The following is a 19052-nucleotide window of genomic DNA, read 5'->3' as shown; positions in this document are numbered from 1 at the left end:
GCCCGCGGATACGAACGATGACCGAAGAATCCGAAGAAGCGCTAAGCCGGGCGCAGCGCCGGCTGCTCCGCCGTATCTACAACGGCCGCACCGTGCCGATCATCGCCGATGGCCGGCCCTTCCTGACCTACAAGGAAGCCAGCCGCCATCTTCAGGCGCTGACGCCTGAAGACCGCGAGACCGTCTATGCCGAGATGAAGCGCCAGGCGCAGTAGGCGCGGATCAAGCCGCGGCGAGCGCTGCCGCCAGAGCGTTGCGGATCGACTGGAGCTGCGGGAGCAGGTCGGCCGAAGCCTGGGCCGGTGCCGTAACGGGCTTCGCCGGAGCAGCAGCCGCCTTGCCTTCGCCACCCTCGATCGCCAGCCGCGCGCCGCGCAAGGTGTAGCCCTGCTTGTGCACGAGCCGATCGATCGTCGCGACGAGTTGGATGTCCTCGGGCCGATAATAGCGCCGGCCGCCGCTGCGCTTGATCGGCTTGAGCATCGGGAACTGTTCTTCCCAATAGCGCAGAACGTGCTGGCGGATGTTGAGCGCTGCAGCCACCTCCCCGATCGTTCGCAGGGCGTCGGGCGCCTTGCCGTCATCGAAACCGGGGAAGTTGGACTGTTCGTTCATTTGCCGCTGATCCGATCCTTGAGCATCTGGCTGGCGCGGAAGGTGAGCACCCGGCGCGGGGTGATCGGCACTTCCACACCGGTCTTGGGATTGCGGCCGATCCGCTCGGCCTTGTCACGAAGCAGGAACGTACCGAATCCGGAGATCTTCACGTTCTCTCCCTTGGAGAGCGCTTCGCACATATGATCCAAGATCGCCTCGACCATGGCGAGCGATTCCGCCCGCGACAAGCCAAGCTTGCGGTTGATCGCCTCCGCAATCGCTGCGCGCGTAAGCGTTTCCGTGGAGCGCATAAAGCCCCTATCCCCTTAAACGCGACCCCACAGCAGGGGTAATGGGGATTCCGATAAAAAGCAATGCACTGCATCGCTTGGGTCGAACGGATGGGAGGTGCCGGGACTAAACCCGCAGAAGGCTCGCGCCCCAGGTGAAACCGCCGCCCATTGCCTCGAGCATGACGAGGTCGCCCTGCTTGATCCGGCCGTCGCGGATCGCCGCGTCGAGCGCGAGCGGAACCGAGGCTGCCGAGGTGTTGGCATGCTGGTCCACGGTCATGATGACCTTGGCCGGCGACAGGTTCAGCTTCTTGGCGGTCGCCTCGAGAATCCGGGCATTGGCCTGGTGCGGCACCAGCCAGTCGATGTCCTCGATCGCGACTCCGGCCTGCTCGACCACTTCGAGCAGGACCGACGACAGGTTGGTCACGGCGTGACGGAACACTTCCTTGCCGCGCATGCGCAGCTTGCCCACGGTGCCCGTGGTCGAAGGCCCGCCGTCGACGAACAGCAGCTGGTTGTGCGCACCGTCGGCGTGGAGCTTGGTCGAGAGCACGCCGCGCGGCTGATCGCCAGCCTCGTCGCGCGCTTCGAGCACGATCGCGCCGGCACCGTCGCCGAACAGCACGCAGGTCGTGCGGTCTTCCCAGTCGAGAATGCGGCTGAAGGTTTCCGAGCCGATCACCAGCGCGCGGTTGGCCGCGCCCGAGACGAGCATCGAATCGGCGACGCCGAGCGCATAGAGAAAGCCCGAGCAGACAGCGGCGACGTCGAAGGCGATGCCGCCGTTGCAGCCGAGTTCGTTCTGCACGATCGTCGCGGTGGCGGGAAAGGTCTGATCGGGCGTCGCCGTGGCGAGGACGATCAGGTCGATCGACTTGGCATCGATGCCGGCGGCCTCGATCGCAGCGCGGGCAGCAGCCGTGCCCAGGCTCGACGTGGTCTCGTCGGGCGCGGCGACGTGGCGGTTGCGGATGCCGGTACGTTCGACGATCCACTCGTCGCTGGTATCGACCATCTTCGCGAGCTCTGCATTGCCGAGCGCGCGGCGCGGGAGGGCCGAACCCGTCCCCATAAGCACGGAACGACGCATCAGGCGGCGTTCCCCGTGGCAGGGGCGGCGGCCGGCGCACGCATCTTGAGGCTTTCTTCGCCCACCCGGGCCAGGTCCGCGGTAATCCGCTCGGTCACGTTTTCTTCCAGAAGTCGGGCCGTCACGTGGACGGCGTTGGCGACACCCACCGCATTGGCGCTGCCGTGGCTCTTCACGACGATGCCGTTGAGGCCAAGGAACACGGCGCCATTGTGGTTGTTGGGATCGAGATGGTGCTTGAGCAGTTCGGTCGCCGGGCGCGAGACCAGGAAGCCGAACTTCGAACGCAGCGAGCTCGAGAACGAGCGGCGTAGAAGATCACCGACGAAACGCGCGGTGCCTTCGATCGCCTTGAGCGCGATATTGCCCGAGAAGCCGTCGGTCACGACGACGTCGACGTCGCCGCGGCAGACCTTGTCGGCCTCGGTGAAGCCGTCGAACGACATCGACAGGTCACCGGCGGCCTTGCGCAGGATGTTCACGGCATCGCGCAGTTCGTCGGTGCCCTTCATCTCTTCGGTGCCGATGTTGAGCAGGCGCACACGCGGCGAATCGCGGCCGGTGACGACGCGCGAATAGGCCGCGCCCATGATCGCGAACTGGACCAGGTTGCGGGCATCGCACTCGGTATTGGCACCGAGGTCGAGCATGACGACGTCGTTGTCGCCCAGAGTGGGGAGCAGCGCCGCGAGCGCGGGACGGTCGATGCCGGGCATCGTCCGCAGGGCCAGCTTGGAGATGGCCATGAGCGCGCCGGTATTGCCGCCGCTGACCGCGGCGCCGGCGTCGCCCGCCTTCACGGCATTGACGGCCATGCCCATCGACGTCGTCTTGGCGCGACGAAGGGCCTGGCTCGGCTTGTCCTCGCCGCTGATGACGTCGGCGGAATGGAGGATTTCGGACGCGCCGCGCAGGTTCGGATGATTGTCGAGCGCGGCCTTGATCCGCGTCTCGTCACCGACCAGCAGGAACTTGAAGCGATCGTGGCGGCGACGCGCGAGCGCGGCACCTTCCACCATCACGCGCACGCCTTCATCACCGCCCATCGCGTCGACAGCGATACGCGGTAGACTCATCGTGCGTGTCCTGGGCTTGTGGGCTTAGAGCCCGACCGCGATGATCTCGCGACCGTTGTAGTGACCGCAAGCGTTGCACAGGTTGTGCGGGCGCTTGAGTTCGCCGCAGTTGCCGCACTCGTGGAAGGCTTCGACCTTCAGCGCGTCATGGCTACGACGCATGCCCCGGCGGGAGGGAGTGGTTTTTCTTTTAGGGACAGCCATGTCGGCACCTGTTCCAGCAGTTAATCACGTTTTCTGAAGGTCGCCCTAGGCCATGGTAAATCGGCGCACAAGCCTGCGTGTTTGCAGCCCCTTGCACCGCAACCGGGGCCCGGCAACAGCGAAGGGGCGCCTATAGCGATTTTCGCGTGCGTTGCAAGGGCGAGCACGATAGCGATCGCATCGAACGGGAAACACGGGGGAAACATGCTTCTTCAGACCACACTCTGCCTGGCCGCAGCGGCCGCCGTCATCAATCTCTGGCTGGGCATCCGCATCTCGCGGGTGCGGATGAGCGCGAAGATTCTCCACGGCGACGGCGGCAACGAGGCGCTGATGCGGCGCATGCGCGCCCAGGCCAATTTCATCGAGAACGTGCCCCTGGCGCTGATCCTGATCGGCGCGATCGAGCTTTCGACCAAGGGCGGCAAGTGGCTGGCGGTGGTCGGCGGCCTGTTCATGCTCGCCCGCCTCGCCCACGCGCTCGGCATGGACAGCACGCGCCCCAACCCGCTGCGCGCGGGCGGCACGCTGGTGACCATGCTCACCCTGCTCGGCCTCGCCGTGGTGGCGATCCTGATCGCGCTGGGGAAATTTTAGAGCCGCCTTCCGGCGGAACCGGCGCGGGCCGGTGCCGCTCTCAATCAAGGACTCAGCCGAACCGCGAATCCGCGACGAAGGGATTGGTCCGGCGCTCCTGACCGAAGGTGCTCGTCGGGCCGTGCCCGGGCACGAAGGTCACCTCGTCGCCGAGCGGCCAGAGCCGCTGGGTGATCGAATCGAGCAGGTCCTGGTGATTGCCCTGCGGAAAGTCGGTGCGGCCGATCGAACCCGCGAACAGCACGTCGCCGACCAGCGCCACCTGCGACGGCGCGTGGTGGAACACGACGTGGCCGGGCGTGTGGCCGGGGCAATGGACGACGTCGAAGGTCAGGTCGCCGACGGTCACCTGGTCGCCGTTCACCAGCCAGCGGTCGGGCTCGAAGCTCTCGCCTTCGAGGCCATAGCGCTTGGCGGGATCGTCGAGGCTTTCGATCCAGAAGCGATCGCCCTCGTGCGGCCCTTCGATCGGCACGCCGAGTTCCTTGGCCAGCACGCCGGCCTGGCCGCAATGGTCCATATGGCCGTGGGTAACGAGGATCTTCTCGAGCGTGACCCCGGTCTTCTCGAGCGCGAGCTTGAGCTTGTCGAGATCGCCGCCGGGATCGACCAGCGCGCCGCGCATGGTCTTGGTGCACCAAACCAGCGAGCAGTTCTGTTCGAAGGCGGTCACGGGCACGATGGCAACGCGCATCGGCGGTTGGTTGGCTTCGGTCATGCCCGGGAGATGGCGGGAGGCGCCCGCGATTGCAATGCCGCAAGACGAGACCCGCCCCGGCGGATCGGCGCATAAAGTTACGAAGGTGACAAAAGTGACAGGGTCCAGAGAGAGTGAAGTGTCACCTTGTGCCAAACGCGCAGATCCTAGCGCCGCCACCGGCCTGTAGGACAGCCTAAAGCCGCCCGCCCTTCCAGACGACGCGGCCGACCACGGTGACTTCGGGCACCGCCAGTTCGATCGGATCATAGGCCGGATTGGCGCTGCGCAGCACGACCAGCCCCGGACGGCCGGTCTCGAGCCGCTTGACCAGCAGCAAACCGTCGACGCGCACGACGTGGATACCGTCGCGCAAGGGACGTGGCGACAGGTCGACCAGGATCTCGTCCCCATCGCGCAGGACGGGTTCCATCGAATCGCCCTCGACCGTGATCGCCGAGAGTTGTCGCGGATCGAGCCCCTGCCCGCGCAGCCAGCCGCGCGCGAAGCGCAGCGCGCCGATCGGCCGCTCGGATTCCATCGCAGCACCCGGCCCGGCCGAAGCGCCGAGCGCCAGACGCGGAACGTCAATCCAGTCCGATTCGGAGGATTTTTCCTCCACGCGCCCCAGTTCGGCCTCGCCCACGGCGAAGAACCGCGCGAGCGTGGCGCGATCGTTCTCCTCGAGCTTGCGCGGACTGCCCTTACGCACGAACTGCTGAAGATAGGTCGAATTCCGGCCGATCATGGCCGAAAGCTGGGCAAGGCTCACCCCTCGTTCACCCGCCAGTTCGAGCAGGCGCTGACGCGGATCGGAAGCAGCCATGCAAGCATCGTACGCGTAGGATTTTTCCTAGACAAGTAGGATTTCGATTGGAACAAATATGGAACATTGATTCGCGGGCTCTCACCGAACGGAGGAACCATGCTGCTGCGACAGATCGAGAAGTTCCTGCGTGACACCGGAATGCCCTGGACCAAGTTCGGCCGGCTGGCGGCGCACGATCCGCGCTTCGTCGAGGACCTGCGCAACGGCCGCGAGCCGCGCGCCGCGACGGCCGAGCGGATTACCCGCTTCATGACCGCCTATCGCAGCGAAAACGCCCATCTGGAGAGCAACCATGCGTAACCGCTTCCCCGGCCTGCGCCGCCCGTGGCGGGCGCTGCTATCGGTGGTCCTGCGGCTGGCCGAAGGCAAGGCGGAACTGCTCCGGCACCGCGAGCACCCCTGGGCCAGCGTGACCTTCACCGGCACGCGCCACACGATCGCGCTCGCCTTTACCGGCGCCGAGGCGGTGGCAGCCGGCGAGCGCTTCATCGCCGCCCTACCCGAGCACGAGTTCGCGATCCCCGGCCAGCTCGTCGCCGACGCCGCGGTGGTTTCGGTCGATCACGAAGTGCTGGCCGAACGCCTGGCGATCGAGATCGACCTGTTGCTGTTGGAAGAGGTGTAGCCGCCACCCTCACCGCTGCGACTAACCTCCCCTTCGGGTCGGTAAGTCTCGCGCCTCTCCCGCCAGCGGGAGAGGGTAAGAACCCTGTACCTTCTCCCGCTGGCGGGAGAAGGATAGCGCAGCTTGCTCCGTCAGGAGCTAGCGAAGCTTGGATGAGGGTGGCGAGCGAAGTTTCTCAAAGCGCCTTCGACAGCGCCTTGATGTCCTTGTTCAGGATCTGGTCGTTCTCCGAATAGTCGACCGGGCAGTCGATCAGGTGAACGCCGGGCGTGTTGAGACAGCTCGCCAGCAGGTCCTTGAGGTGCGCGGCGCTTTCGACGCGGTAGCCCTTGGCGCCGTAACTTTCGGCGTACTTCACGAAATCGGGGTTGTTGTAGGTCAGCCCCCAGTCCTCGAAGCCCATGTTGGCCTGCTTCCAGCGGATCATGCCGTAGGAATTGTCGTTGAGGATCAGCACGGTGATGTTGAGGCCGAGGCGCACCGCGGTCTCCATCTCCTGGCTGTTCATCATGAAGCCGCCGTCGCCGCAGACCGCGATGACCTTGCGATCGGGATAGACCATCGCCGAGGCCATGGCCGAAGGCAGGCCCGCGCCCATCGTCGCCAGCGCGTTGTCGAGCAGGACCGTATTGGGCTTGCAGGCGGTGTAGCCGCGCGCGAACCAGATCTTGTAGACGCCATTGTCGAGGCAGACGATGCCGTCGTCGGGCAGCGCATCGCGCACCTGCTGGACGGCATGCGGCGGGAACACCGGGAAACGCTCGTCCGCCGCCAGCTTGGCCGTGTGCTCGATCTCGGCCTTGCGATAGGTCAGCATGTGGTCGAACGACCAGGCGCTCGACGGCTCGATCGCTTCCTTCATCTGCCAGACGGCATTGGCGATATCGCCGATCACCTCGATATGCGGGAAGTAGACCGGATCGACCTCGGCGGTCTTGGTCGACATGTGGATCACGACCGGTCCGGGGCCGTCGAGGCCCTCGTTGCGCATGAAGAACGGCGGCTTCTCGATCACGTCGTGACCGATGTTGACGATGCAGTCCGAGCTTTCGATCGCGCGGTGGCAGAAGTCACCGGCCGAGAGCGCGGCGCAGCCGAGGAACTTCGGATGGCGCTCGTCGATCACGCCCTTGCCGAGCTGGGTGGTGATGAAGGGAATGCCCGTCTTCTCGACGAATTCGAGCAGCATCTTCGAGGTCATCGTGCGGTTGGCGCCCGCACCGATCACCAACACGGGGTTCTTGGCGTTCTGCAGCGCCTCGACCGCCTGGCGGATCGACTTCACGTCGGCGGTCGGCCGGCGCACGATCGAGCGCTTGAGCGGCACGGCCTCGGTATGCTCGTCGGCGATGTCCTCGGGCAGTTCGATGTGGGTGGCGCCGGGCTTCTCTTCCTCGGCCAGGCGATAGGCTTCGCGCAGGCGGCTCGGGATGTTGTCCGACGAGGCCATCTGGTGCGTGAACTTGGTGATCGGCGCCATCATCGAAACGACGTCGAGGATCTGGAAGCGGCCCTGCTTCGACTTCTTGATCGGCTTCTGGCCGGTGATCATCAGCATCGGCATGCCGCCGAGCGTGGCATAGGCCGCGGCCGTGACGAAGTTGGTCGCGCCCGGCCCGAGCGTGGCGATGCAGACGCCGGTCTTGCCGGTGTGGCGGCCATAGGTCGCGGCCATGAAGCCCGCGCCCTGCTCATGCCGGGTCAGCACCAGCTTGATCTTCTTCGAGCGCGACAGCGAATCGAGGAAATCGAGATTCTCCTCGCCCGGCACGCCGAAGATGTATTCGCAGCCCTCTTCCTCGAGGCATTCAATGAAAAGATCCGAGGCTTTCTTGCCCTCACCGTGCGCCATTACCTGCTCCTGATCGGGCCGAGGCGCGAAGAGCGCCCGCCTCCCTGTTTCGTCCCAACAAACGTCGTGCGATCCGGTAAAGCGGTATCCCCCCGCCCTTACGGCGGCAACCGTATCAAATGGCTAGGTGCAAGTCATCGCCTCAATAGCCAAGCGCGAGATCGACCCGGTGGAGCAGCGGCTCGCCCCTGGCATAGCGATCGAGGTTGGCGAGGAAGCGATCGGCGCCGCGTTGCATGATCAGGTTCTGCGCGCGGCCCGACAGGTGCATGGTGATGTGCACGTTGTCGAAGCCCCATAGCGGATGATCGGCGGGCAGCGGCTCGGGATCGGTGACGTCGAGATAGGCCGCGCCGAGCCGCCCTGCCCGCAGCGTGTCGAGCAGCGCCTGCGTATCGATGACGAAGCCGCGCGAGAAATTCATCACCGTCGCGCCGGGCTTCATCGCGGCGAATTCGGCCTGGCCGACCATGTGTCGCGTCTCGGCGGTAGAGGCGACGGCGACGATCACCCAGTCGAACTCGCCCAGCCGTTCGCGCCATTCGTCGGGGCCGAGCGCACCGGGCGCGGGCGTGCGGCGCGCCATGGTCACCGCGACACCGAAGGGCGCGAGCAGTTCGGCGATCCGCGTGCCGATCCCGCCAGCGCCGAGGATCAGCGCCTTGCTGCCGTAAAGCTCCATCTTGCCCGGCGCGTCGAACAGCCACTCGCGGCGGTCCTGCGCGTGGACGATCGCGCGATAGTCCTTGGCGATCGTCAACATGCCCATGACCGCGAATTCGGCGATCGTGATCGAGTTGAGCCCGGCGCCGTTGGTCAAAGCCACGCCGCGCTCGGCGAGCATGGCGAGCGGCAGATGATCGATCCCCGCGGCAACCGTGCTGACCCAGCGCAGCTTTTCCGCACGCGCGAGCGCTTCGCCGGTCGAATCGAACTGGAAGGCATCGAACCAGCCGATCTCGGCCTCGGGCGCGCCGGCGAGCAGGCTTTCCGAGCTGTCGAACCAGCGCGGCTCGACCCAGCCGGGCAGCCGCGACTCGAGCAGCGGGCGGAGCATGGCGTTGAGCAGGGCGACGGTCATGGCCGCTTTTCTCTCCTGAGCGCTTCGTCCTTGGCGATGGTTTCGCGCAGCGCCTGCTTGAGGCCTTCGGGGAAGCTCTCGGCCGCGTAGAGATCGCCGATCATCCAGCCGCCTTGCTCGCGTTCGAGGCGGAGCTGCGCCCGGCGCTTGCCCGCCTCACCGGCACCGAGGCCGATCCTGACATCGACCGAGGCGCGATCGGCGCCGGCTCCGGCGACCTTGAGGATCGCCAGGTCGAACGCCTTGGGATCCCAGTCCTGGCACTGGCAGAGCCAGTCGGCGTCGTTGAGATCGTCGACCTCGCCTTCGGGCGCGACGCGCTGCCAGTGCGCGATCAGCGTGCGCAGTTCGCGCGAAAAGATCGGACGTTCCCACACCGGCCTGTCATCGGCGTTCTCGCGATAGGGGCGGAAGATCTCGTGGACCTGGCGATCGACCTCGCCCGCCGTCGCCGGCGCAAGCCCGGCTGCGGCAAGCAGGATCAGCATGCTGGCAGTCATCACGGTTCCGCTCCTCTTGGATGCGAGGATGGCGGAAGGCGACGGCCTAGGTCAATCGCCGAGCTTCCATTCCCAGCCGAGCGGATCGCCGTCCATGACCTCGACGCCCTGGGCCGCAAGCTCGTCGCGCAGCGCGTCGGAGGCGGCGAAGTCCTTGGCGGCCCGCGCTTCCTTGCGGCGGGCGATGACGGCCTCGATCTCCGCTTCGGTGATCGTCGCGGTCTTGGGCCGCAAGCGCAGTTCGGCGCGGTCGAGATCGAGCAGGCCGAGCCCGAGCACGGCGTCCATCGCCGCCAGCGCCGCCAGCTTCTCGCCGGCGTCGACCTTCTTGAGCGCGAGCACCTCGTCGAATACGGTCAGCGCGACGGCGGTGTTGAGATCGTCCGACACGGCCGCATCGAAGCGATCGAGGAAAGCTTCGATCCTCCCCCCTCGGGGGAGGTGGCGACCCGCAGGGTCGTCGGAGGGGGTGTGGTCGGACGAGACGCTTGCTCCCGCCGCGCCCCCTCCGTCAGCACTTCGTGCTGCCACCTCCCCCGAGGGGGGAGGATCGGGCAAGCGCTCCTTGAGCTGGCCGACGGCGATCACCATGCGCTTCAACCGCGTCAGCGCCGCGCCGAGGCCTTCCCAGCTGAACTCCAGCTCGCTGCGGTAGTGCGCCTGAAGGCACATCATGCGGTAGGCGAGCGGATGGTAGCCCTTGTCGATCAGCAGCTGCAGCCGCAGGAATTCGCCCGACGACTTGCTCATCTTGCCCGAGCGCTCGACGAGGAAGTTGTTGTGCATCCACACGTTGGCGCCCGAATTCTTCGGCACGTCGAGCCCGTTGGTGCAGCAGAACGCCTGGTTCTGCGCGATCTCGTTGGGGTGGTGGATCTCGCGGTGGTCGATGCCGCCGGTATGGATGTCGAAGGGGAAGCCGAGGATCTGGCCGCTCATCACAGAGCATTCGAGATGCCAACCCGGCGCGCCGCGGCCCCAGGGCGAATCCCATTCCATCTGGCGCTTCTCGCCTTCCGGCGTCTTGCGCCAGATCGCGAAGTCGGCGGCGTTGCGCTTGCCCTCGACCGCCTCGATCCGCCCTTCACCCTCTTCGGTATGCGCGCGCGCCAGGCGGCCGTAGTCGGCGACGGTGGCAACGTCGAAATAGAGCCCGCTGTCGAGCTCGTAGCAGTGCTTGTCGGCGATCGACTTGGCGAAGTCGATCATCGCCGGGACGTACTTCGTGGCGATCGACCATTCGGCCGGCTGGCGGATGTTGAGCGCCTTGATGTCGGCCCAATAGGCTTCGGTGTAGTGCGCGGCGATGTCCCAGATCGACTGGGCGCGTTCCTTCGCCATCTTCTCCATCTTGTCCTCGCCGGCGTCGGCGTCGTCGGTCAGGTGGCCGACGTCGGTGATGTTGATGACGTGGGTGAGCTTGTAGCCCTTGAAGCTCAGGGTGCGCCCGAGCACGTCGGCGAAGACATAGGCGCGCATGTTGCCGATGTGCGGGTAGTTGTAGACCGTTGGCCCGCACGAATAGACGCGCGCCTCGCCCGGGTGGACGGGCTGGAACTCTTCCAGCGAGCGGGTCAGGCTGTTGAACAGCTTCAAGGGGGCGTCGGTCATGCGCCGCGCCTTAGAATCAAGCCGCGTGGGCGTAAAGCAGCAGCGCGAGGCCGGCGAGGATCACGCCCGTGCCGCACCACTCGTTCGCGGCCAGGGCCCTCCCCGAGATCCGCCGCGAGACCAGCGCCGCGAGCGGCATCTCGATCAGCGCCAGGGTGCGGACATTGGCCGCCGCGGTCAGCGAGAAGGCGACGAACCAGCCCGACGAAGCCGCCGCGCCGAGGAAGCCCGCGCCCAGGCTCACGCGCCATTCGCGCAAGGACCCGAGAAAGGCCTCGCGCTGGCGCAGCGCCAGGTAGAGCCCGAGCAGCGCGCTCTGGATCGCCAGCGACAGCACGAGCATCGACAGGCTGTTGATGACGAAGTCGCCCACCCCGAGCGCCTCGATCGCCGCACGGAAGGCGATCGCCGAGAGCCCGAACAGCCCGCCGCCGAGCGTGCCGAGAAAGATCAGCCGCCCCTCCTTGAGCAGCAGCCGTGCGTCGCTGGGCTTGGTCGAAGCGAGCAGGACCCCCGCGGTGACCACGCCGATCGCGATCCACGACAGCGCGCCGAGCACGTCGTGAAGCAGGACCACGCCCATCACCGCGACCAGCACCGGCTCGGTCTTGATATAGGCATAGGCGACGCCGAAGGCGCGCTCGCGCATGACCTGGAGCATCAGCGCGGTCGCGGCGATCTGCGCCAGCGCGCCGAGCGCACACCAGCCGAGCGACGCCGCGCCGACCGCCGGCAAGCTCGCACCGGCGATCACCAGCGCGGTCGTGAGGAACAGCATCGCGAAGGGCAGGCCGAAGATGAAGCGCACCTGGGTCGCGCCCAGGGTGCCGATCTTGGCGGTGAGATTGGCCTGGGCGCCGTTGCGGAACACTTGCGCGGTCGCGGCGGCGACGGTCACCGGCACCCAGAGCAGCGGGGACGGCATGATCAGAAACCCTCGAACCGGACCACTTCGGACAGCGGCGCGCGCGGCACCGCGAAAAGGTTCACCGGCGCCGCGGGATCGCGGTGGCCGATCGCCAAGCCGCAGAAGAACACATGGTCTTCAGGGATCGCGACGGTCTCGCGGATCTGCCGCGAATACATCGCCCAGGACTCCTGCGGGCAGGAATCGAGCCCCTCCTCGCGCAGCAGCAGCATCACCGTCTGCAGCCACATGCCGATGTCCGACCATTGTGGCGGGCCCATGTAACGCGGCGTATGCACGAGCAGCACGACCGGCGCGCCGAAGGCCTGGAAGTTGTGCGCGAACTGCGCGAAGCGGCCGCGCTTGTCGTCGCGGGCGATGCCCAGCGCCTCGTACATCTTCTCGCCGACGTCGACGCGGCGGTCTTCGTAGGCGCCGTCGAGCGCCTTGGGATAGATGTCGTATTCGGTGCTGCGCTCGCTCCGCGCCGCCACGGCTGCGGCGATCGCCGCCTGCATCCGCGCCAGCGGCTCGCCGGTCAGGACCACCGCGTTCCACGGCTGCACGTTGCCGCCCGACGGCGCCCGCTGCGCGGTTTCCAGGACACGGCGCAGCATCGCGACATCGACCGGCCTATCGAGGAAGGCGCGGATCGAACGACGCGAGACGACCGCCTCGGCGACCGTCACTGATCGAAGCCCACGAAGCGCACGGCCTCGTCGAGCGGCAGGCGGCTGCGTTCGAAATTGTTTACCGGCGCCTCGGCCTCGCGATAGCCGATGGCGAGGCCGCAGAACAGGATATGGCTCTCGTCGGGCACGCCGATCTCGGCCTTGATCAGCCGGGCATAGAGCGCCATCCACTCCTGCGGGCAGGAATCGAGCCCCTCCTCGCGCAGCAGCAACATGATCGTCTGCAGCCACATGCCGACGTCGGCCCACTGCGGCGGCGCCATGAAGCGCTCGAAATAGCAAACCAGCAGCGCCGGCGCGCCGAACGAGACGAGGTTCTGCTGCGCGATGTCCATGCGCTTGCCCTTGTCCTCGCGCGCGACCTGCATCGAACCGTACATCGCCGCGCCCAGCGACCGCAGCCGATCGAGATGCGCGGGCGACTGCTGCGGTGCCGAGAAATCGTATTCGATCGGATCCTGCGGCTGCGCGGCCAGCATCTTCTCCTGCAGCCGCCGCAGCGGCTCGCCCGCAAGCACGGTCGCCAGCCACGGCTGGAAGTTGCACCCCGACGGCGCCATCTGCGCGCGATCGAGCACCCGGCGCAGGACGGCAAGATCGACGGGCTTGTCCTGGAAGGCGCGGACGGAACGACGGGTGGCGACGGCTTCGGATACTTGCATTAATCGTCCTCGAACAGACCGGCCAACTGCTCGATCATCGTGCCGCCGAGTTGCTCCACGTCCATGATCGTCACCGCGCGCTTGTAGTAGCGTGTGACGTCGTGGCCGATGCCGATGGCGACGAGTTGGACCGGCGACTGGCGCTCGATCCAGTCGATCACCTTGCGCAGGTGGCTTTCGAGATAGCCGGCGCTGTTCACGCTCAGGGTCGAATCGTCGACCGGCGCGCCGTCGGAGATGACCATCAGGATGCGGCGATCCTCGGGCCGCGCCAGCAGGCGCGTGTGCGCCCAGAGCAGCGCCTCGCCGTCGATGTTCTCCTTGAGCAGGCCTTCGCGCATCATCAGGCCGAGGTTGCGGCGCGCGCGGCGCCAGGGCTCGTCGGCCTTCTTGTAGACGATGTGGCGCAGGTCGTTGAGGCGGCCCGGGTGCTGCGGCTTGCCGCCGGCCAGCCAGGCCTCGCGACTCTGCCCGCCCTTCCAGGCGCGCGTGGTGAAGCCGAGGATCTCGGTCTTGACGCCGCAGCGTTCGAGCGTGCGTGCGAGCACGTCGGCGCTGATCGCGGCGATCGAGATCGGCCGCCCGCGCATCGAGCCCGAATTGTCGATCAGCAGGGTGACGATCGTGTCCTTGAACTCGACGTCGCGCTCGACCTTGTAGGACAGCGACTGGCCCGGCGAGACGACCACGCGTGCGAGCCGCGCCGCGTCGAGCAGGCCTTCTTCCTGGTCGAAGTCCCACGAGCGGTTCTGCTGCGCCATCAGCCGGCGCTGGAGCCGGTTGGCGAGCTTGGTGACGATGCCCTGGAGGCCCTTCAACTGCGCGTCGAGATAGGCGCGCAGGCGGGTCAGTTCTTCCTCGTCGCAGAGGTCGTTGGCCGCCACCACTTCGTCGAAGCTCTCGGTGAAGACCTTGTAGTCGAAGGCGTCGGGCAGATCGGTCCAGGGGCGGTTCGGGCGGACGGGCAGCATGCCCTCGTCGCCATCCTCGCCGGCATCGGCTTCCTGGTCGTCGTCGGCGCTCTCGGCTTCGCTTTCGCTTTCGCCGTCGTCATCGCCTTCGGAGGGTTCGGCAGCCATTTCGGAGGGCTGCTGTTCCTCGCCGGCGTTGTCGCCCTGCTCGTCTTCCTCGGTTTCTTCGTCGCCGTCGTTGTCGTCCGAATCGTCGGGCTGGCTGTCCTGCGGCTCGACGCGGACGAGTTCGAGATGCTGGAGCATGTCGAGCGACAGCGCCTGGAACGCCTTCTGGTCGTCGATCGAATCGGCGAGCGCAGCGAAGTCGTCGCCCGCGCGTTCCTCGATCCAGCCGCGCAGCATGTTCACCCCGGCCTGCGCATTGGCGGGGATCGGCTGGCCGGTCAGCCGCTCGCGCAGCAGCAGCGACAGCGCGGTCTGGACGGGCACGTCGTCGGCGCTCTTGGCGCGCGTGATCGGATCGACGTTGAGCCGGACGGTCGTCGCGGCGTCGAGGTTCTGGGCGATGCCGGCGTAATCGTTGGCGCCCAGCGCCTCGTAGCGGACGAGTTCGACCGCATCGTAGCAGGCGCGCGCCATCGGCTCGACCGGGGCGTGGCGGTTGTGGAGCTGATCGTTGTGGTGGCGCAGCTTGAGCGCGAAGCTGTCGGCGAAGCCGCGCGCTTCCATTGCCGCGCCGCGCGGCAGGCTGCGGCCGGGCATCGGCACGCGGAAGGTGTTGCCCGACTGGCTCGGCGCGTCGGCCGTCCAGTTGACCTCGACCTCGGCGTCATGCGCGAGCGCGCGCGACGCGCCGGCGAGGACGGACTTGAAGCGGTCGGCTGGGGATTCGTCGGACATGGATATTGCGCTAGCGGAAGCGCGTAGGCTTCGACAAGCTCAGCCTGATCCTTCGACAAGCTCAGGATGAGCGGAAGTCGCGCAAAAACAAGTGCCCCTCGACAAGTTCAGCCCGAACGGGGTGGGTTTTGACAACTCACAACACCCGCTCATCCTGAGCTTGTCGAAGGATGCTGGCGCTACCTCAGATCGACTGGCCGGTCTTCGCCCAGTCGGCGAGGAAGCCCTCGATGCCCTTGTCGGTGAGGACGTGCTTGAACAGCGAGCGGATCACCGCGGGCGGCATCGTCGCGACGTCGGCGCCGATCTTGGCGCTTTCGAGCACATGGATCGGGTGGCGGATCGAAGCGACGAGGATTTCGGTGGCGAAGGCGTAGTTGTCGTAGATCAGACGGATGTCGTTGATCAGCGCCATGCCGTCGAAGCCGTTGTCGTCGTGACGGCCGACGAAGGGCGAGATGAAGGTCGCGCCGGCCTTGGCGGCGAGCAGCGCCTGGTTGGCCGAGAAGCAAAGCGTGACGTTGACCATCGTGCCGTCGCTGGTCAGCTTCTTGCAGGTCTTGAGGCCGTCGACCGTCAGCGGCACCTTGATGCAGACGTTGTCGGCGATCTTCCGCAGGACCTCGGCCTCGCGCATCATGCCGGCGTGATCGAGCGCGACGACTTCGGCGCTGACCGGACCCGAGGTGAGACCGCAGATCTCCTTGGTCACTTCGATGAAATCGCGGCCCGCCTTGGCGATCAGCGACGGATTGGTGGTCACGCCGTCGAGCAGGCCGGTCTCGGCGAGGTCGGCGATTTCGGCGGTGTCGGCGGTGTCGACGAAGAATTTCATGATGGCTCCTGCGGGCGATTCCGCGCCCCTATAGGCCCAGCCGGCCGGGCCGGCTAGGCCTCCTGGCCATCAGGACCACGCCTCAGGGCTTGGGCGCAGCCGGCGGCAGCGGGGCGGGAACCGGTGCGCGCGCGGCGGCAAGGCCAGCGGCCAGAGCGCTGTCGCCCGAAGCCGCCGGATTGGCGCGGATCTCCGCCTCGGCCGAGCCGATCTCGTACCAGATGCCGTTGTCGGCCGAGAGTGCGATCGCCTGGGCGACGTCGCCGAGAGTCACGCCGGGCAGCGCCGCGACGGCCTGGGCGATGGTCGGGTCCTGCGCCGCGATCAGCGCCTGCTCGATCGGCCCGCGCAATGCGTTGACCAGGCCCGAGCCCATTTCGAGCCGCAGCGCCGAAGTCGCCGCGGTCGGCTGGCCCTGGACGATCGCCGTGGCGTTGGGGATCGGCAGCTTGCGCGAGGCCTCGGCCATGGCGGGAACCGCGCCGCGCGCGCCGAATTCCGCGAAATAGTTGAGCTTCTGGATCAGCTCCAGGCGGAAGGCGCCCTGTGCCAGCGGCCCGCTCGCGGTGGCCGCCCCCTTGGCGAACAGCGTGGGCAGGCCGAAGCGCGCGACGTTGCTCGTCAGGAAGCCGTTGGGCTGGCCCAGACGGTTCAGCGCGTTCTGGGTCGAAAGCACCATCAGCCGGCGCACGGCGTCGCTGGCCGGATCGGCGGCCACCTGGGCGAAAGCCACGCCCGGAAGCGCCGCCATGACGCCGATCGCCAGGGTGCCGAAGAGGAATTCGCGGCGGCCGACGACGGGGTATGCGGTTGCGGTCATTCGATTTTCCTCTTCTCTTCCAGCGTCTTCATCGTGGGCCATGCCTATATGCACGGTGAATGGCTATAGCCCCCAAGATGAATCGCGCCAGACTCCTCGTGTTCAATGCCGCGCTCGGCGTGCTCGACTACCGCGTTCCCGAAGGAATGGCGATAGAACCGGGCTCGGTCGTGGTCGCCCCGCTGGGGCCGCGACAGATCGTCGGCGTGGTCTGGGATGCGGAACGCCTGCCGACCAAGGAAGTGCCCGACAGCAAATTGCGCCCGCTGATCGAGGTCCTGCCCGTGCCGCCGCTGCCCGCGCCGCTGCGCCGGCTGATCGAATGGGCGGCCGACTACTACGTCGCGCCGCTGTCCTCGGTGGCGCGCATGGCGCTGGGCTCGAGCGCGGCGCTGCGCGGCGGCGGCACGACCACCGAATATCGCCTGACCGGCGAGGAGCCCAAGCGCATGACGCCGCAACGCGCGGCGGCGATGGACGCGCTCCACGGCGAGCAGGCGACGATTCGCGAGCTGGCCGAGATCGCCAGCGTATCCGAAGGCGTGCTGCGCGGCATGGTCGGCGCCGGGCTGCTCGAACCCGTGGTGGTCGACATCGACCGCCCCTACCCGCGCGCCCGCGCCGACTTCGCCGCGCCCAGACTGAGCGAGGACCAGCAGGCGGCGGCCGATATTTTCGTGGCGGCGGTCGAGGCGAAGAAGTTCGCGCCGTTCCTGCTCGACGGCGTCACCGGCTCGGGCAAGACCGAGGTCTATTTCGAAGGCGTCGCCGCGGCGCTGGCCGAAGGTCGCCAGGTGCTCGTGCTGCTGCCCGAGATCGCGCTGACCGAGAACTTCCTGCGCCGCTTCGAGGCGCGCTTCGGCGTCACCCCGGTGCTCTGGCACTCGTCGCTCAAGGCCAGCGAGCGCCGCCGCGCCTGGCGCGCGATCGTCTCGGGAGACGCCCAGGTCGTCGTCGGCGCGCGGTCGGCGCTGTTCATGCCCTATGCCAGGCTTGGCCTCATAGTCGTTGATGAAGCACACGAAACCTCGTTCAAGCAGGACGACGGCGTGCGCTACAACGCGCGCGACGTCGCGGTGATCCGCGCGCGGTTCGAGGGCATTCCCGTGATCCTCGCCAGCGCCACGCCCGCGCTCGAATCGATGCACCTGGCCGATACCGGGGTCTATCAACGCATCGCCCTGCCCGACCGCTTCGGCGGCGCGCGGCTGCCCGACATCTCGGTGGTCGACCTGCGCGAGGAACAGCCCGAGCGCGGCCGCTGGCTCGCGCCGCGGCTGGTCGAGGAATTGAAGGCACGGCTCGAACGCGGCGAGCAGTCGCTCTTGTTCCTCAACCGCCGCGGCTATGCGCCGCTGACGCTGTGCCGCCACTGCGGCTATCGCTTCCAGTGCCCCAACTGCACGGCCTGGCTGGTCGAGCACCGCCTGTCGCGCCGGCTCGCCTGCCACCACTGCGGCCACGAGGTGCCCGTGCCCGAGGCCTGCCCCGAATGCGGCACGCCCGATTGCCTGGTCGCCTGCGGCCCCGGCGTCGAGCGCATCGCCGACGAGGTGGCCGAGCTCCTGCCCGGCGCGAGAGTCGCGCTGGTCACCTCGGACACGCTCAACAGCCCCGAGAAGATCGGCGAATTCGTCGCCGCGGCCGAGAACCGGCTGATCGACGTGATCGTCGGCACCCAGCTCGTCACCAAGGGCTACCACTTCCCCGAACTGACGCTGGTGGGCGTGGTCGACGCCGACCTCGGCCTTGAAGGCGGCGACCTGCGCGCCGCCGAGCGCACCTACCAACAGGTCGCGCAGGTCGCCGGCCGCGCCGGCCGCGGCGAGAAGCCCGGCGAAGTGCTGATCCAGACGCGGCACCCGACCGCCCCGGTGATCGACGCGCTGGCCAAGGGCGACCGCGACGCCTTCTACGCCGCCGAGACCGAGGCCCGCCGCGACGCCGGCGCGCCGCCCTTCGGCCGCTGGGCGGCGATCATCGTGTCGTCCGAGGACGAGGCCGAAGCCCGCGACGCCGCGCGCGCGATCGGCGGCACCGCGCCCAACCTGCCCGACGTCCTGATCCTCGGCCCCGCCCCCGCACCGATGGCGCTGCTGCGCGGCCGCTACCGCTACCGCCTGCTGATCAACGCGCGCCGCTCGGCCGAGGTGCAGAAGATCGTGCGCGAATGGCTGGGACGTTTCGACTTTCCGCAAGGCGTGCGGGTGAATGTCGACATCGATCCGTATAGTTTCGTCTGAATTGGAAGGATTTATTCCTCGGTA

Annotated in this window: 22 protein-coding genes; 5 read left to right on the top strand and 17 right to left on the bottom strand. The window is 67.4% G+C overall.

The genetic code is table 11. The features are described from left to right. The first annotated feature begins 17 nt into the window (after positions 1-17). On the top strand, positions 18-215 hold the full coding sequence (locus tag OLX23_RS02565) for a hypothetical protein (RefSeq protein ID WP_264442784.1): 198 nt from the start codon (positions 18-20) through the stop codon (positions 213-215). A gap of 7 nt (positions 216-222) precedes the next feature. Here OLX23_RS02565 and OLX23_RS02560 read toward each other — a convergent pair whose 3' ends face one another. From OLX23_RS02560 to rpmF, 5 genes are all read right to left on the bottom strand, one after another. Then, positions 223-615, bottom strand: a complete 393-nt coding sequence (locus tag OLX23_RS02560; protein ID WP_264442782.1) for a MerR family transcriptional regulator — start codon at positions 613-615, stop codon at positions 223-225. Next, on the bottom strand, positions 612-908 hold the full coding sequence (locus tag OLX23_RS02555) for an integration host factor subunit alpha (RefSeq protein WP_264442780.1): 297 nt from the start codon (positions 906-908) through the stop codon (positions 612-614). Before OLX23_RS02555 ends, OLX23_RS02560 begins: the two co-directional genes overlap by 4 nt. Before the next feature lie 106 nt (positions 909-1014). Then, positions 1015-1986: a beta-ketoacyl-ACP synthase III gene (locus OLX23_RS02550; RefSeq protein ID WP_319641299.1), complete on the bottom strand. Its 972-nt coding sequence runs from the start codon at positions 1984-1986 to the stop codon at positions 1015-1017. Next, positions 1983-3059 carry a phosphate acyltransferase PlsX gene (gene plsX / locus OLX23_RS02545; RefSeq protein ID WP_264442777.1) on the bottom strand — a complete coding sequence of 359 codons (1077 nt, stop codon included), beginning with the start codon at positions 3057-3059 and terminating at the stop codon, positions 1983-1985. The genes OLX23_RS02550 and plsX overlap by 4 nt, the downstream gene beginning before the upstream one ends. A gap of 24 nt (positions 3060-3083) precedes the next feature. Further along, positions 3084-3263, bottom strand: coding sequence for a 50S ribosomal protein L32 (rpmF, locus tag OLX23_RS02540; protein WP_264442776.1), 180 nt, complete (start codon positions 3261-3263; stop codon positions 3084-3086). A gap of 204 nt (positions 3264-3467) precedes the next feature. On the opposite strand from rpmF, the gene OLX23_RS02535 reads away from it, so the two are divergent. After that, entirely contained in the window at positions 3468-3860 is a 393-nt protein-coding gene (locus OLX23_RS02535) for an MAPEG family protein (RefSeq protein WP_264442775.1), read from the top strand. Between the two features lie 52 nt (positions 3861-3912). On the opposite strand, the gene OLX23_RS02530 is transcribed toward OLX23_RS02535, so the two are convergent. Beyond that, positions 3913-4578 (bottom strand): MBL fold metallo-hydrolase, encoded by a 666-nt coding sequence (locus OLX23_RS02530; protein WP_319641289.1) that lies wholly within the window; start codon positions 4576-4578, stop codon positions 3913-3915. A gap of 175 nt (positions 4579-4753) precedes the next feature. Continuing rightward, positions 4754-5383 carry a S24 family peptidase gene (locus tag OLX23_RS02525; protein ID WP_264442774.1) on the bottom strand — a complete coding sequence of 210 codons (630 nt, stop codon included), beginning with the start codon at positions 5381-5383 and terminating at the stop codon, positions 4754-4756. Between the two features lie 99 nt (positions 5384-5482). On the opposite strand from OLX23_RS02525, the gene OLX23_RS02520 reads away from it, so the two are divergent. Both OLX23_RS02520 and OLX23_RS02515 read left to right on the top strand, forming a co-directional pair. Then, entirely contained in the window at positions 5483-5686 is a 204-nt protein-coding gene (locus OLX23_RS02520) for a hypothetical protein (RefSeq protein WP_264442772.1), read from the top strand. Continuing rightward, a complete protein-coding gene (locus OLX23_RS02515; protein ID WP_264442771.1) occupies positions 5679-6011 on the top strand; it encodes a hypothetical protein in 333 nt (110 codons plus the stop codon). The genes OLX23_RS02520 and OLX23_RS02515 overlap by 8 nt, the downstream gene beginning before the upstream one ends. 175 nt (positions 6012-6186) lie before the next feature. Here OLX23_RS02515 and OLX23_RS02510 read toward each other — a convergent pair whose 3' ends face one another. From OLX23_RS02510 to OLX23_RS02465, 10 genes are all read right to left on the bottom strand, one after another. Next, positions 6187-7863 carry an acetolactate synthase large subunit gene (locus tag OLX23_RS02510; protein WP_264442769.1) on the bottom strand — a complete coding sequence of 559 codons (1677 nt, stop codon included), beginning with the start codon at positions 7861-7863 and terminating at the stop codon, positions 6187-6189. A 142-nt stretch (positions 7864-8005) separates the two neighbouring features. Then, positions 8006-8944: a D-2-hydroxyacid dehydrogenase gene (locus OLX23_RS02505; RefSeq protein WP_264442767.1), complete on the bottom strand. Its 939-nt coding sequence runs from the start codon at positions 8942-8944 to the stop codon at positions 8006-8008. Then, positions 8941-9444, bottom strand: coding sequence for a YbjP/YqhG family protein (locus OLX23_RS02500; protein ID WP_264443716.1), 504 nt, complete (start codon positions 9442-9444; stop codon positions 8941-8943). The genes OLX23_RS02505 and OLX23_RS02500 overlap by 4 nt, the downstream gene beginning before the upstream one ends. A 51-nt stretch (positions 9445-9495) precedes the next feature. Then, entirely contained in the window at positions 9496-11055 is a 1560-nt protein-coding gene (gene cysS / locus OLX23_RS02495; RefSeq protein WP_264442765.1) for a cysteine--tRNA ligase, read from the bottom strand. 16 nt (positions 11056-11071) lie between these two features. Beyond that, positions 11072-11980, bottom strand: coding sequence for an EamA/RhaT family transporter (locus tag OLX23_RS02490; RefSeq protein WP_264442764.1), 909 nt, complete (start codon positions 11978-11980; stop codon positions 11072-11074). 2 nt (positions 11981-11982) lie between these two features. Further along, positions 11983-12651 carry a nitroreductase gene (locus tag OLX23_RS02485; protein WP_264442762.1) on the bottom strand — a complete coding sequence of 223 codons (669 nt, stop codon included), beginning with the start codon at positions 12649-12651 and terminating at the stop codon, positions 11983-11985. Next, a complete protein-coding gene (locus tag OLX23_RS02480) occupies positions 12648-13316 on the bottom strand; it encodes a nitroreductase (protein WP_264442760.1) in 669 nt (222 codons plus the stop codon). The genes OLX23_RS02485 and OLX23_RS02480 overlap by 4 nt, the downstream gene beginning before the upstream one ends. Next, a complete protein-coding gene (gene cobT, locus OLX23_RS02475; protein ID WP_264442759.1) occupies positions 13316-15130 on the bottom strand; it encodes a cobaltochelatase subunit CobT in 1815 nt (604 codons plus the stop codon). The genes OLX23_RS02480 and cobT overlap by 1 nt, the downstream gene beginning before the upstream one ends. A gap of 184 nt (positions 15131-15314) precedes the next feature. Then, complete coding sequence (fsa, locus tag OLX23_RS02470) at positions 15315-15965, bottom strand: fructose-6-phosphate aldolase (RefSeq protein WP_264442757.1); 651 nt, start codon at positions 15963-15965, stop codon at positions 15315-15317. Between the two features lie 82 nt (positions 15966-16047). Next, the gene (locus OLX23_RS02465; protein WP_264442756.1) at positions 16048-16785 is read right to left on the bottom strand and encodes a DUF4197 domain-containing protein; all 738 of its coding nucleotides are present in this window, start codon (positions 16783-16785) and stop codon (positions 16048-16050) included. Positions 16786-16862: 77 nt separating this feature from the next. On the opposite strand from OLX23_RS02465, the gene OLX23_RS02460 reads away from it, so the two are divergent. Beyond that, positions 16863-19028 carry a primosomal protein N' gene (locus tag OLX23_RS02460; RefSeq protein ID WP_264442754.1) on the top strand — a complete coding sequence of 722 codons (2166 nt, stop codon included), beginning with the start codon at positions 16863-16865 and terminating at the stop codon, positions 19026-19028. Positions 19029-19052: the final 24 nt, after the last annotated feature.

The sequence above is a fragment of the Novosphingobium sp. JCM 18896 genome, from assembly GCF_025938095.1.
In the GTDB taxonomy this organism is placed as follows: domain Bacteria; phylum Pseudomonadota; class Alphaproteobacteria; order Sphingomonadales; family Sphingomonadaceae; genus Novosphingobium.
This window is presented reverse-complemented; position numbering and strand designations above follow the sequence as displayed.